This is a genomic window from Roseobacter sp. HKCC-CH-9351, assembly GCF_037830295.1.
Lineage (GTDB): Bacteria > Pseudomonadota > Alphaproteobacteria > Rhodobacterales > Rhodobacteraceae > M30B80.
The window spans coordinates 83339-97060 of the sequence record NZ_JBBLYM010000003.1 but is presented as its reverse complement, the minus strand read 5'-3'; the positions used below and the strand labels follow the sequence as shown (position 1 = coordinate 97060).

The 13722-nt window shown below is 57.9% G+C and carries 10 protein-coding genes and 1 riboswitch; of the genes, 8 read left to right on the top strand and 2 right to left on the bottom strand.

All coding sequences use genetic code 11. The features are described 5' to 3' along the window. Positions 1-429 precede the first annotated feature (429 nt). A complete protein-coding gene (locus AAC632_RS11690; RefSeq protein WP_340299920.1) occupies positions 430-3069 on the top strand; it encodes an Rne/Rng family ribonuclease in 2640 nt (879 codons plus the stop codon). A gap of 69 nt (positions 3070-3138) precedes the next feature. Here the strand turns inward: AAC632_RS11690 and AAC632_RS11685 are convergent, their stop codons facing one another. Together AAC632_RS11685 and AAC632_RS11680 are read right to left on the bottom strand one after the other, a co-directional pair. Further along, the gene (locus AAC632_RS11685) at positions 3139-3900 is read right to left on the bottom strand and encodes a DsbA family protein (protein ID WP_340299056.1); all 762 of its coding nucleotides are present in this window, start codon (positions 3898-3900) and stop codon (positions 3139-3141) included. 11 nt (positions 3901-3911) lie between these two features. After that, on the bottom strand, positions 3912-5228 hold the full coding sequence (locus AAC632_RS11680) for a M48 family metalloprotease (RefSeq protein WP_340299055.1): 1317 nt from the start codon (positions 5226-5228) through the stop codon (positions 3912-3914). A 63-nt stretch (positions 5229-5291) separates the two neighbouring features. Here AAC632_RS11680 and AAC632_RS11675 point away from each other — a divergent pair, with 63 nt between their 5' ends. From AAC632_RS11675 to AAC632_RS11645, 7 genes are all read left to right on the top strand, one after another. After that, positions 5292-6443, top strand: a complete 1152-nt coding sequence (locus tag AAC632_RS11675; protein WP_340299053.1) for an aminotransferase class I/II-fold pyridoxal phosphate-dependent enzyme — start codon at positions 5292-5294, stop codon at positions 6441-6443. Between the two features lie 63 nt (positions 6444-6506). Further along, entirely contained in the window at positions 6507-6728 is a 222-nt protein-coding gene (locus AAC632_RS11670) for a hypothetical protein (protein ID WP_340299051.1), read from the top strand. Between the two features lie 246 nt (positions 6729-6974). Continuing rightward, positions 6975-7715 carry an N-acetylmuramoyl-L-alanine amidase family protein gene (locus AAC632_RS11665; protein WP_340299049.1) on the top strand — a complete coding sequence of 247 codons (741 nt, stop codon included), beginning with the start codon at positions 6975-6977 and terminating at the stop codon, positions 7713-7715. A gap of 119 nt (positions 7716-7834) precedes the next feature. Then, positions 7835-10384, top strand: a complete 2550-nt coding sequence (locus tag AAC632_RS11660; RefSeq protein ID WP_340299152.1) for a penicillin-binding protein 1A — start codon at positions 7835-7837, stop codon at positions 10382-10384. A gap of 86 nt (positions 10385-10470) precedes the next feature. Beyond that, entirely contained in the window at positions 10471-11598 is a 1128-nt protein-coding gene (gene prfB / locus AAC632_RS11655; RefSeq protein WP_340299048.1) for a peptide chain release factor 2, read from the top strand. A 74-nt stretch (positions 11599-11672) separates the two neighbouring features. After that, positions 11673-11807, top strand: a riboswitch (FMN riboswitch). 98 nt (positions 11808-11905) lie between these two features. Then, entirely contained in the window at positions 11906-12343 is a 438-nt protein-coding gene (locus AAC632_RS11650; protein WP_340299047.1) for a 6,7-dimethyl-8-ribityllumazine synthase, read from the top strand. Between the two features lie 5 nt (positions 12344-12348). Then, on the top strand, positions 12349-13512 hold the full coding sequence (locus AAC632_RS11645) for an iron-containing alcohol dehydrogenase (protein WP_340299046.1): 1164 nt from the start codon (positions 12349-12351) through the stop codon (positions 13510-13512). Positions 13513-13722 lie beyond the last annotated feature (210 nt).

Here is a 13722-nt window from a genome sequence, read left to right as displayed (position 1 = left end):
CGTTGCCCATCCCCCCCAAAAAAACCCATTGCCCTCTTCCCCGCTCTGCCTCTATGGTAATCATGATGATCTGGCGGTTTGAGCCAGCTGGACATCTGCAAAGTTTATCTGCCCCCTTCTTGAAGCGCGTACGAAAACCCGCGCGGGAGAGAGGGCAGGATGCCAAAGCCTGACCGCCGCCCTTGTGCTGCCCTCAGGCCCATCTAACCCCCGCGCAAGCGGGACATAATGGGAGAGGCGCGGGCGAGTGCACGCGCAGCTTCGGAGATAAATCGCGATGAAACGCGTGCAGATCAGCCAAGTGAGTGACGGGTTGGCCCATGCCGCGCCCGCCCATCCTGCTGTCCGCGTCATCGCCCTTTCAGGACAATATCCCCCTCTCACGCGACCCTCGGGGGTGCGCGCAGCGCAGGGATGTGCAAGGAACCCATGGCAAAGAAAATGCTTATCGATGCCACCCACGCGGAGGAAACCCGCGTTGTTGTGGCAGATGGAAACAAGGTCGAGGAATTCGATTTCGAGTCGCTGAATAAGCGACAACTGGCTGGAAATATCTATTTGGCAAAGGTGACGCGGGTTGAGCCCTCGTTACAAGCGGCCTTTGTGGATTATGGCGGCAATCGTCATGGTTTCTTGGCCTTCTCGGAAATTCATCCCGATTATTACCAAATCCCCAAAGCGGATCGTGAGGCGCTTTTGGCCGAGGAGCGGGAGTTGGCCGCCGAGGCCGAAGCCGATGAGGAGGAGAAATCCGCCCCCAAACGCCGCCGCTCGCGCCGCCGCAAATCCTCGGACACTCGTGCAGAGGCCGCCGCAGGTGATGCGATTGCCACAGGCGAGGTTAGCACGCCCTCGGGCATGGATGTGATTGATCTGGACGCTGAGGCTGAATCTGAGGCGGAGGCAGATGAGGCGCTTGATGCGGCCCTCACTGACACGGTCGCCCCTGAGAGCGCTGCCGATACTGAGGTTGAGGCCGATATCGAAGATTGCGCATCTGACGAGGACGCCACCGCCCCCGCCGAGGCCGAAACCATCGCCGATGATGATGATCACGAAGATATTCGTCCTGCCCGCAAACCGCGCGCGCGCAAATATAAAATCCAAGAAGTGATCAAAGTACGCCAGATTATTCTGGTGCAGGTCGTCAAAGAGGAACGCGGCAATAAAGGCGCGGCCCTGACCACCTATCTCAGCCTTGCTGGGCGCTATTGTGTTTTGATGCCCAATACCGCGCGCGGTGGCGGGATCAGCCGCAAGATTACCAATATTTCGGATCGCAAAAAGCTAAAGGAAATCGCGCAATCGATGGAGGTGCCGCAGGGCGCGGGTCTGATCATCCGCACCGCGGGCAGCCAACGCACCAAGGCCGAGATCAAGCGCGATTACGAATATTTGCAGCGCCAATGGGAACAGGTGCGCGAATTGACCCTGCGCTCGATTGCGCCTGCGCCAATTTATGAGGAAGGTAATCTGATCCACCGCTCGATCCGCGATCTCTATAATCGCGATATTGACGAGGTGCTGGTTGAAGGCGAGGCGGGGTATCGCCAAGCCAAGGACTTCATGAAAATGATCATGCCCTCCCATGCCAAAAACGTGAAACATTATGCGGACAGTCTGCCGCTTTTTGCGCGCTATCAGGTCGAGGATTACTTGGCCGATATGTTCAACCCTGTTGTGCAGCTCAAATCGGGCGGCTATATCGTGATCGGCATCACCGAGGCTTTGGTTGCGGTTGATGTGAACTCGGGGCGCGCGACCAAGGAAGGCTCGATTGAGGAAACCGCGCTTAAGACCAATCTTGAGGCTGCCGAAGAGGTGGCGCGCCAAGTGCGTCTGCGCGATTTGGCGGGTCTGATTGTGATCGACTTCATCGATATGGATGATCGGCGCAACAATCTGGCAGTGGAAAAGCGGCTGAAAGATCGCCTCAAAACCGACCGCGCGCGCATTCAGGTTGGGCGTATCTCAGGCTTTGGCCTGTTGGAAATGTCGCGCCAACGTCTGCGCCCTGGGATGTTGGAGGCCACGACACAGCCCTGCCATCACTGCCACGGCACGGGGCTTGTGCGTTCTGATGACAGTCAGGGCCTATCGATCCTGCGCCAGTTGGAAGAGGAAAGCACCCGCCGCCGCTCGCGCGAGTTGGTGTTGACTGCGCCCGTGGGCATTGTAAATTTCATTATGAACCAAAAGCGCGAATATCTCGCTGATCTCGAGGTGCGCTATGGGGTTTCGATCCGTGTCGAGGCCGATCCTTCGATGATCACGCCCGATTATCGGATTGAAAAATTCAAAACAGCCACCCGCCGCATCTCCCCTGCAAGCCCTGTTGTTTCGATGGATGCAGGGCTGATGGAGGAAATCGAAGCCGCTGAAGCCGAGGCTTTGGATGAGATTGATATCACCGAGGCACCTGAGGCAGACCGCCCCGAGGCACAAGGCGAAGAGGGCGAGGGCAAGAAACGCCGCCGCCGCCGCCGTGGTGGCCGTGGCCGCCGCCGCAATCGGGGCGAGGGGGACGAGGCCCGCATAACCGAGGAGGGCACTGAGGCCCCAGAGATTGCAGAACAGAGTGCAGGCGCGTCTGAGGCTGATGCCTTGCCCGCAGCGGAGGCAGACGCCACCCCCAAAGTTGAGGAAAAGCCAAAGCGCCGCCGCAGTCGCAAGCCGACCAAATCTGACGCATCGGCGGAGACGGTAGCCGCGCCAGAACCATCTGATCCCACTGCAGAAGCACCTGCAGAAGCAGCGGCAGATGCAGCGGTGGAAGAGGCCCCAAAACCAAAGCGCCGTGGTCGCAAAACCAAGGCCGAAAAAGCCGCTGAAGAGGCCGCTGCGGTAACGGAATCGGTGGCTGAGGCCGAAAAGGCCCCAGAGCCTGCGGAAGAGGCACCCAAGCCCAAGCGGGCCACGCGCAGCCGTAAAACCCTTGCGAAAAAGGCCGAACCTGTGGCCGAGGTGCCATCTGCGCCAGATGTGGATGTCGCGGCGGTGTCTGCGCCACAGGCCGCAGAACCTGCGCCTGAGGGGCCAAAGAAGCGCGGGTGGTGGTCACGCGGCTAACCGACCCGATCAAGATAAAACGGGCAGGGCAAACCCTGCCCGTTTTTCATTTTCACGCTAAGCGTTTGTTCAGTTTACGTTGCGCTCAGTTGCAATCGCCGCCTCAATCTGGTCGCGCGGCAAGGCCCCGCGCAAGAGCCCCGTTTCCAGCACAAAGGTTGGCGTGCCGGAAATATTCAGCGCACGGGCCAATTCGTAATTGAGGCTGATTGTTGCATCGATTTGCGGGTTGTTGATTTCGGCCACGATGGCCGCGTGATCAAGACCCAGCCCTTCGGCGGTGGCCTGCAATGACCCTTCGCTGACCTCGGCCCGCATCACCATCATCGCATCATGAAGCGCGCGATAGGCTTCTTCCCCCAATGCGATTTTGGCCGCAATCGCATAGCGTGAGGCCAAGAGCGAGGCATCGCCCAAAATCGGAAACTCTTTGACGATAAAGCGGATGTTCCCATCTGCCTCAAGCATGGCTTCGATATCGGGGAAGGCCCGTTTACAATAGCCACAGCGATAATCAAGAAACTCGACTAGGGTCACATCACCCTCGGGGTTGCCGCCAACATAATCATAGGGTGAGGCGAAAATCGCGTCAGAATTGGCCGCGATAATCTGGGATTCAGCCTGCGCCTCTGCGGCCGCTTGACGCTCGTCTAGAATGTCGAAGGCCTCCATCAGCACTTCGGGATTATCCAGCAGATAGGCGCGGATTTCCGCGCGAAACGCTGCGCGTTCTGTCTCGCTCATGGCATCGATGTCAAATGCTGTAGCGGGATTGAGGGTGCCAAGTGTTAGGCCAAGCGCCAAGATCAGGCTTTTCGGGGAAGGGGTCATCGCGCATCCTGTCAGTCGTTTTTCGTTTCAGCCACACGTAACACATCTTGCGCCCGAAGCCACCCGCTTGACCCTTGGGGCAAGAGGCCTGTGGCACGGCGGGCATGAAGGGCGGCGGTTTCAAAATCTCCCTCCAAGGCCGCGCGTTCTGCGGTGGCCCATGCGGCCATACCATCTTGGCCATCGCGCGCATAGGCCATAGCCAAATCTCGCATAAGCCGCGCGTTGTGCCATTCGCGGGCAAAGGCGGCCTCTAGCACCGCCAAGGCCTCGGCATTGCGCGCGGGGCTGTCGGGCGCAAGAAGGGCACGACCATATCCCGCTAAAATCAGACCTGCATCAGGGGACATCTGGATGGCCCGTTCATAGGCCACAATCGCCGCGTCATACTGGCGGTTTTCAAATAGAACCTGTGCATATAGCTCTTGGTAATAGGGGTCTGCGGGGTGGTTTAGGATCAACCGCTCTAACTCACGCAAGGCGGCATCGCCTTCGGAATTTCGGTGATAGGCCACTGCGCGGCGCATTGTTGCGATCTCTGAGGGGTCATTTCCCACCTGCGCAAATGTCCAAGAGGGTGGGTTCAGAAAGGCTGCTAATTTCCCCTTGCTACGATCAAACCAATATTGCGCTTCGCTGTCAGGGGGTGGGGCCGTGCCGCCGTCAAAATTTGCGACCAATCGCAGACGATCACGGGTCAGCGGGTGGGTGCGCACATAGGGGTCTTGGCGGTCAGTTGAGAGTAACTCTTGCCCTGCAAAGCGATCTAGGACGCGCGCCATTGCGGTGGGGTCAACGCCTGCGCGCTCGAGATATCTAAGGGCGGCGGCATCCGCGCTCGCCTCTTCGGCGCGGGTATGTGAGAAAAAGACGCGCTGCGCGCTTGAGGCCATACCTGCCGCAACGCCCGCGCCTGCACCCGCATCCCCCGTTACGCCTGCGGCCAGCAGACCTGCCACCAAACCCAGCCGCGATGCACCGCTCATCGTGTCGGCATTCTCGGGGCGGTGGGCCAAATGCCCGTTGGCAATATGCACGGCCTCATGGGCCAAAACGGCCTGCAATTCGGCAGGCTCGTCCAAGGCCATCATCAGCCCCGAAGTGACAAAAATCGTGCGTGCATCGCGAACAAAGGCGTTCATCTGCGGATCATTGAGCAAAATCACGCGGATAGACTGCCCCAATCCTGCCGCCTTGAGAATGGGCATCAGCAGGTTGCGTAAACCTGCCTCAATCTCGGCATCTTGGATCATGGATTGCGCCAAGGCCCCTTTGGGCGCAAGGCCAAGGCATAGGCCCAATATCACGGCAAAAAGAAAGGATCGCATCTGTGATTGACCTTTTCGGGCTGGGCTGTTTCAAACCGATGCATCCAGTCTAGCGAGGAAGCAATGCGTTATTCAAGCCGTGGTCAGGTTGATCCCTTTATTGTGATGGACGTCATGGAGGCCGCCCGCCGTCTTGAGGAGGAGGGGCGCCACATCATCCACATGGAGGTCGGCCAACCCGGCACAGGCGCGCCACGCGCCGCGCGCGAGAGGCTGGCGCGCGCAATGGAAGAAGACACGCTAGGCTATACTGTGGCGCTCGGGCGTCCTGATCTGCGCGCGGGGATCGCAGCCCTTTATGGCGAATGGTATGATATCGACCTTGATCCTGCGCGCGTGGTGATCACCGCGGGGGCATCGGGCGGGTTTTTATTGGCATTTTCCGCGCTTTTTGATGCGGGCCAAAAGGTTGGTATGGGGCTTCCCTGTTACCCGTCTTATCGGCAAATCCTTAAGGCAATGAGTTTGGACGTTGCGGGATTGCGCACCGATGCCAGCAGTGGGTTTCAGCCGCGCCCCAACCAGATCACCGAAGATCTCGCAGGTCTGATCTTGGCAAGCCCTGCAAACCCGACAGGCACGATGATCCAAAAGCCCGCACTTGCGGAACTGGCGGCTGCCTGCGCCGCGCGGGATGTGGCCTTGATCAGTGACGAAATCTATCACGGGCTGCATTACGAGGCGCGCGCCGTCAGCGCGCTTGAGGTGACCGATCAGGCCTATATTATCAACTCCTTTTCTAAATATTTCTCGATGACAGGATGGCGATTGGGGTGGATGGTCGTGCCCGAAGATCACCTGCGCGTGGTCGAGCGTTTGGCGCAAAATATGTTTATTTGCGCGCCACATGCGGCACAAATCGCAGCCCTAGGGGCCTTGTCGCCTGAAGGGCGTGCGGAACTGGATGAGAACCGCGCTATCTATGCTAAAAACCGCATGATCTTGTTGCATGGGCTGCGCGCGGCGGGATTTGAGCACCTCGCGCCCGCAGATGGTGCATTCTATGTCTATGCCGATATCAGCGCTTTTGATTGGCCCGCGCAAGATATGGCGCGCGCAATGTTGGAGGAGGCAGGGGTTGCCGTCACCCCAGGCCTTGATTTTGATCCGGAAGAAGGCACGCGCGCCTTACGGTTCTCCTATGCCCGCAGCACGGCCGATATCGAAGAAGGGGTCGCACGTATCACGGCCTTTATGGCTGTACATGCAAAATAGATTGTAAATATCAATCTAAATTTTGTATCTTTATGACGCGGATAAGAGCAGAAAGACAACCCCATGCCGCAGGTCATGTTTCGCAGTATTTTTGCGATTCTGTTTTTGTGGATTGGCCCCATGGTTTGGGCCGAAACACCTGTGCGCCTTGATCTAGGCGAAAGCTATGTCACGGATCGAGGCCAAGGGATTGAGGTGCAGCTTCGCCTTAATCGTGCCACCGCCTATGGGCTGCGTCTGCGCGGCAATCCGATGCGGTTGATTGTTGATTTGGCAGTGGTATAGGCGCAAAATCTGCCCAATGGGTTTGATCGAGCGGATCGCGCACAGGCGGTCACGCTCGGCCCCGCACCGCGTGCAGGTTGGGGGCGGTTGAGCCTGAATTTGACCGCGCCCATGGTGATTGATCGCGCGGTGATGGATACAGGGCATCCTGACGCGGTGCGTCTCACCTTGCGGCTGCGCCCCGCAACGGCGTAAGAACTTGCAACCCATCTCACCCCAGCAAGCGCAGATGAGCCACCTGAAGCGGTGATTGCTGAACCCGCGCCGCCACTGCGTACACGGCCCTTGATTGCCCTTGATCTGGGCCATGGTGGAATTGATCCGGGCGCAGAGCGCGATGGCTATAGCGAAGCGGATTTGGTTTTGCTCTTCGCGTTAGAGTTGCGCGAGATATTGTTGCGTGATGGACTCGTGGATGTGTTCATGACGCGCGAGCGGGATGAATTTATCCCCCTGCCTTATCGGATGTCGCGCGCGCGCATGGCGGGGGCTGATCTTTTCATTTCAATTCATGCCGATGCCTTGGCCGCAGGCGATGGCATGGCGCCTGGGGCGACTGTTTATACCTTGTCCGAGACAGGCTCTGATGCGGCCTCAGCGGCGCTTGCCGCGCAGCATGACCGCGCCGATCTATTGGCGGGCGTGGATTTGGGCCAATCCGATGATGTTGTCGCAGATTTGCTTATGGATTTGGCGCGTCTTGAAACCGATCCGCGCAGTGATGCCTTGGCCGATGCCTTGGTGACGGGCCTTGAGGGGGCAGGGGTTGAATTGCACAGCCGCCCGCGTCTTGAGGCAAATTTTACGGTGCTGCGCGCGCCTGATTACCCCTCTGTCCTCTTGGAAACCGGTTTTATGTCCGAAGGTGGGGATTTGGAAAATATCCTTTACCCTGTTTTGCGGTCGCGGGCGCAAGGCGGGATTGCGCGGGCCATCGAGGCATGGTTGGCCGAAGACAATCTGCGCCGCAGCCTGATGCGGCGATAATCTTGTGTGATCTCACCATGAAGTGAAGGTTTAAGCTTTTGACGCGCGCGCGGCTGCGCCCTATAAGCGAACACGCGCTTGGGGTAAGGCTTTTTGGGGAAGTGACACGCATGAGCCAGATCATCCGTTTTGTGATGGGTATTTTCGGCGGGCTCTTTGCCTCGGCGATCATGGCGGTTGTGTTTGGTGCCATTATTGTTGGCGGCGTGATTTGGGTTTTTGCGCGCGATTTGCCCAATTACGAAACGCTGTCGCAATATACCCCTGCCACAATCAGCCGTATCTATTCGCGCGAAGGCCGTATCATTGACGAATTCGCGCAAGAGCGCCGTGTTTTCGTGCCAGCCGAAGAAATCCCTGATCTGGTGGCTCATGCCTTTATCAGCGCCGAAGATCGCAATTTCTATCAGCATGCGGGCTATGATCCGCGCGCGATTGCATCGGCCCTTGTGGATGCGGTGCGTTCGCGCGGGCAGGATGTGCGTGGCGCCTCCACCATCACGCAGCAGGTGATGAAGAATTTCCTTCTCGATGGCAGCCGCACGATTGAGCGCAAGGTGCAGGAAATTATTTTGGCCGCACGGATTGAGCGATCCATGAGCAAGGAACGTATCCTTGAGCTGTATCTGAACGAGATTTTCCTTGGTCAAAATTCCTATGGTGTTGCCGCCGCTGCGCAGACCTATTTCAACATGGCGCTGTCCGATTTGACCCCTGCGCAAGCTGCCTATTTGGCCGCTCTGCCGCAACGGCCTGCGCGTCTGCATCCTGTGCGCGATTACGATGATGCGGTTGAGCGGCGCAATTATGTGCTGCGCGAGATGTTCGAGAATGGCTATATCACGCGCGAGTTGATGGAAGATAGCCAAGCCTCAGAGCTTGAGACGGTGCAGCGGGGGGATATTGCGCCTTTCCGCTCTAGCCTGCCGCCACGGGGCTATTTTACGGATGAAATTCGCCGCCAATTGTCGACCCAGTTTGGCGAAGAAGAATTCTTCACAGGCGGGTATGCCGTGCGCGCAACGATGGATGAAAATCTTCAAATCGTGGCACAGCGCGCGTTGCGCAGCGCGCTTGAAACCTATGATCGCGGGCGCGGAGTTTGGCGGGGGGCCTTGGCGCAACTGGATGTAGCGGCCCTTGAGGATGCGGCCAGTTTGGCCGAGGCGCTTTCGGTTGCGGAAATCCCGCGCGATGTGGATCAGTGGCATGTGGCTGCTGTGACGGGGTTCGAGGGCGGTGATGCGCTGATTGCCTTTGAGGATGGCGAAACGGGTCGCATCTTGGCGGAGGATGTCACTTGGGCGCGCCCTTTGCGCGAAGATGGCACAACAGGCAGCGCGGCCAATTTTGCCGATGACCTGCTTGCGCGCGGGGATGTGATCCATGTTCTGCCTGTTGAGGATGACACAGGGGCAGGGCATTATTCCTTGCGCCAAATCCCCGAGGTGCAAGGGGCCTTTATGGCGATGGATGTGAACACGGGCCGCGTTTTGGCGATGCAAGGCGGCTTTTCCTATCAATATTCGGTGTTTAACCGCGCCACCCAAGCCACGCGGCAGCCCGGCTCAAGCTTTAAGCCATTTGTGTACGCGGCGGCGTTGGACAGTGGCTATAGCCCCAACACCATTGTGATCGATGCGCCCATTCAGGTGGAAACGCCCGAGGGTCTTTGGCGTCCAACCAATGCCTCGGATCGGTTTTTTGGCCCTGCGCCCATTCGCACAGGGATTGAACAATCGCGCAACTTGATGACCATCCGCTTGGCCCAAGATGTGGGGATGGAGACCGTTGCGCGCTATGCTGAACGCTTTGGTGTTTATGATGAGATGCAGCCATTTTTGGCCAATTCCTTGGGGGCGCAAGAAAGCACGCTTTACAAAATGGTCGCGGCCTATGCGATGTTTGCCAATGGCGGTGAGCGGGTGGAGCCTACCCTTGTTGACCGTGTCCAAGATCGGTTTGGACAAACTGTGTATCGCCATGATCAGCGTATTTGCGAAGATTGTTTGAGCGACACATTGCCCGCAGGCTTGGGGCCGCGGATCGTATCCAACCGCGCTCGTGTTATGGATCCAATTACCGCCTTTCAACTCACCTCGATGCTTGAGGGGGTTGTCGAGCGCGGAACAGCCGCGCGCGCGGTGAACCTGCCTGTGCCTGCTGCTGGGAAGACGGGCACAACCAATGACGCCCGCGATGTTTGGTTTGTTGGCTTTACCTCCAATATCGTGGCGGGGTGCTATATCGGCTATGACCAACCGCGGTCGCTTGGCCGCGCCTCCGGCGGTGGGACTTGTGCGCCCGTGTTCCAAGAATTTATGCAAGAGGCCGTGGCCGAATATGGCGGCGGCCCGTTCCGCGTGCCCGAGGGCGGTGTGTTCGTGCCAATTGATCGCTTCTCTGGCGAACGTCTGGCTGATGGGGAAAGCGGCGAAAACGTGGTTTATGAATATTTCCGCGCCGCAGAAGTGCCCCCTGTTGGTGCGCGTTCGGCCATTGTGGATGGTGGGTTTGCTATGGCCTCGGATTTGCCCGTCTTTGGGCCGGGTGAGGTTGATGGCGCATTGCAGGAAGAGGGCGCAGATGTGCGCACCTCGTCAGGCGAAACAGTGCGGGTTCCCACCGATGCGGGCTTTGGCACGATCAGCTCAGGCGGGCTCTATTAAACCCCATCGGGGATTGCAGCCACGCCGCCGCTGGTCTAGATCACCGCGACCAGATGATTTCTTGATGCAATTGGAGCAGGTATCCGATGCGGGCCGAAACCCAATCCAATATCGACAAAATTCGCCGTTCTCTTGATTTGCTCGGGCAGCGAATGGATTTGACCACCGCCAAGCACCGCTTGGAGGAGTTCAACGCCCGTGTCGAGGATCCAGACCTGTGGAACGATCCCGAAAAGGCGCAAAAGCTGATGCGCGATCGTCAGGTGTTGCTTGATAAAATCGGCACCTATGACGCGATCAAGTCGGGAATGGACGATAATATTGGCCTCATCGAATTGGGCGAGGAAGAAGGTGACAGCGCCATCGTGACAGAGGCGGAAGCCGCCCTGTCTGCCTTGGTCGAGACCGCCGCCGCAAAAGAGCTTGAAGCCCTATTGAACGGCGAGGCGGACGCCAATGACAGCTTCCTTGAGATCAATGCGGGCGCAGGCGGCACGGAAAGCTGTGATTGGGCCTCCATGTTGGCACGCATGTATGTGCGTTGGGCCGAAAAACAGGGATATGAGGTTGATCTTCAATCCGTCTCTTACGGGGAAGAAGCGGGGATCAAATCCGCCGTTTACAAAATCTCTGGCCATAATGCCTATGGCTGGTTGAAATCGGAATCGGGCGTGCATCGTTTGGTGCGCATCTCGCCTTATGACAGTTCGGCGCGGCGGCATACGTCCTTTTCTTCGGTTTGGGTCTATCCTGTGGTTGATGACAATATCGAAATCGAAGTGGCCCCAAATGAGATCCGCATCGACACCTATCGCTCGTCAGGGGCGGGGGGGCAGCACGTCAACACCACCGACTCTGCCGTGCGTATCACCCATATTCCAACGGGGATCGTGGTCACGAGTTCGGAAAAATCTCAGCACCAAAACCGCGATATCGCGATGAAGGCGCTGAAATCGCGCCTCTATCAGATGGAGCTTGACCGCCGCAATGCCGAGATCAACGCAGCCCATGAGGCCAAAGGTGAGGCGGGTTGGGGCAATCAAATTCGCTCTTATGTTTTGCAGCCCTATCAAATGGTTAAAGACCTGCGCACAGGGTTTGAGACCTCTGACACCCAAGGTGTTTTGGATGGTGAAATTGATGGGTTGATGGCCTCGGTTTTGGCGCTGGATGTCTCTGGCAAAAGCCGTGCCGATGCACAGGCCGAAGATTGACGCCTGAGACGCAAGCACGCAGCGATGCGGCGCATTCGCGTCTTGCACTGCAGCTTTTGGTTGATTACTTCTAATGACATTCTCGGGGCGGGGTGAAATTCCCCACCGGCGGTGACAGCCCGCGAGCGCCTTGGTTTCACGACCAAGGGTCAGCAGATTTGGTGAAATTCCAAAGCCGACGGTTATAGTCCGGATGAAAGAGAATGAGCCGTGTTTCGCGGTTGCGCGGGGGCGTGTCCCTTGTGCAGGCGCGGGCGCGTGTTCACGATCGCCTTGGGCACCTTGGTCTTTAGAAAGGATGACCCAAATGACGAAAACACTGAATATCGCTTTTATCAAAGCAAATTGGCACAGCGACATTGTCAACCAAGCCTTGGTTGGCTTTGAAGTGGATATGCAAGCATCAGGTCAGGCGTATAACCTGATGACCTATGATGTGCCCGGCGCGTTTGAAATGCCGCTCTTGGCAAAGAAACTGGGCGCGTCTGGTAAGGTTGATGCGATTGTCTGCGCCGCATTGGTGGTGGATGGGGGCATTTACCGCCATGATTTTGTGGCTGCTGCTGTGGTTGATGGTCTGATGCAAGCACAGTTGGACACAGGCATTCCCACCTATTCCGTATCGCTGACCCCGCATCATTTCCACGAGCATGCGGTGCATCACGATTTCTATCATGATCATTTCGTCAAGAAAGGCGCAGAAGCAGCGCAAGCCTTGCGCATGGTCGCACGTATCGAGGTTTGATCCTGATGGCGCAGGCCCTGAGCTTTGAGTTTCTCACCGCAGGTCAAATTCAATTTGGTCGCGGAAAGGTCGGGGCGGGGCTTGCGCCGCAGATTATGACTTTTGGGGTGCCCGTGATGGTAATCACGGGCGGTTCTGGTCTGCGTCACACAGAAACGCGTGCTTTGGTTGATGCTCTTGCGCCCGTGCTGCAGATCGTGATTGCGGCTGAACCCGATTTGAAAACCATCGAGGGTGCGGTGATGCGCGCGCGCGGGGCAGGGGTTGCCTGCGTTGTGGCGATTGGCGGGGGGGCTGTCATTGATGCAGGCAAGGCCATCGCCGCCTTGATCCCTGCACCGCATCCCGCCCTTCGTTATCTTGAGGTTGTCGGTGAGGGGCGCGCGCTTGATGCCGCGCCTTTGCCTTTTGTGGCCATTCCCACCACAGCGGGCACAGGGGCCGAGGTCACCAAAAACGCGGTGATTTCTGTGCCCGAACACCAGCGCAAAGTATCTTTGCGTGATGCGCGGATGCTGCCAGATTTGGCCATTATTGACCCAAGTTTATGTGACGGGATGGGGCGCGCGCAAACCATGATGAGCGGGCTTGATGCCCTGACCCAAGTGATAGAGCCTTATCTGTGCACCCGCGCCAACCCGTTCACCGATGCGCTGTGCAGGGATGCCATTCCGCGGGCCGTGTCGGGGCTGCGCCGCCTATCTGATGCCTTTGATCGGGGCGGCGATGATCCGATGGCGCGCGATGATATGGCCTTGGCATCGGTGATTGGCGGTCTTGCCTTGGCCAATGCGGGCTTGGGGGCGGTGCATGGCTTGGCGGGGCCTGCAGGCGGCTATCTGGCGCAACATGGCCTGATTTGCGGCCGTTTATTGGTACCTGTTCTTTTGGCCAATGAGGCCCGCGCCGAAAGCCCTGCATTGCGTGGACGCTTTTCTGATCTGCGCGCTTGGATGGGCGATGCCTTTGGCGTCAGCGCCGAGATGGCCTTTGAGGCCTTGGCGCGATTTATTGAGGGGCAAAACCTGCCGCGATTGGGGCAAGCGGGTCTGCCTGCCGACAAGATCGACCAGATTGCACAAGCGGCGGCAAGCGCGTCTTCGATGAAGGCGAATCCAGTCGATTTGACCGCGTCTGATTTGACCGAAATTCTGCGCGAAGCGTTATAACCCACGCCACAATATACCCGTTGCAATTGCAACAATGGCCTCGGTTTCCGCCAAAGTTCTTAAGATTTCTTTGATACCTTGAGCTGAGCTTTAGAGAGCGTGAACCAGATGATTGGGCCTTGGTGGCCGATATTGCCGATAGCGTGGCTTTCTGGACACCCCATATCGACACAGGCGCAGCTGATCTGCGGGTATGAAAAAAGCGGCGGG

What these genes read in the sequence shown, in the direction of transcription:
- AAC632_RS11690 (WP_340299920.1), top strand. Translation starts at nt 430, where the DNA reads ATGGCAAAGAAAATGCTTATCGATGCCACCCACGCGGAGGAAACCCGC.
- AAC632_RS11685 (WP_340299056.1), bottom strand. Translation starts at nt 3,900, where the DNA reads ATGACCCCTTCCCCGAAAAGCCTGATCTTGGCGCTTGGCCTAACACTT.
- AAC632_RS11680 (WP_340299055.1), bottom strand. Translation starts at nt 5,228, where the DNA reads ATGCGATCCTTTCTTTTTGCCGTGATATTGGGCCTATGCCTTGGCCTT.
- AAC632_RS11675 (WP_340299053.1), top strand. Translation starts at nt 5,292, where the DNA reads ATGCGTTATTCAAGCCGTGGTCAGGTTGATCCCTTTATTGTGATGGAC.
- AAC632_RS11670 (WP_340299051.1), top strand. Translation starts at nt 6,507, where the DNA reads ATGCCGCAGGTCATGTTTCGCAGTATTTTTGCGATTCTGTTTTTGTGG.
- prfB (WP_340299048.1), top strand. Translation starts at nt 10,471, where the DNA reads ATGCGGGCCGAAACCCAATCCAATATCGACAAAATTCGCCGTTCTCTT.
- AAC632_RS11650 (WP_340299047.1), top strand. Translation starts at nt 11,906, where the DNA reads ATGACGAAAACACTGAATATCGCTTTTATCAAAGCAAATTGGCACAGC.
- AAC632_RS11645 (WP_340299046.1), top strand. Translation starts at nt 12,349, where the DNA reads ATGGCGCAGGCCCTGAGCTTTGAGTTTCTCACCGCAGGTCAAATTCAA.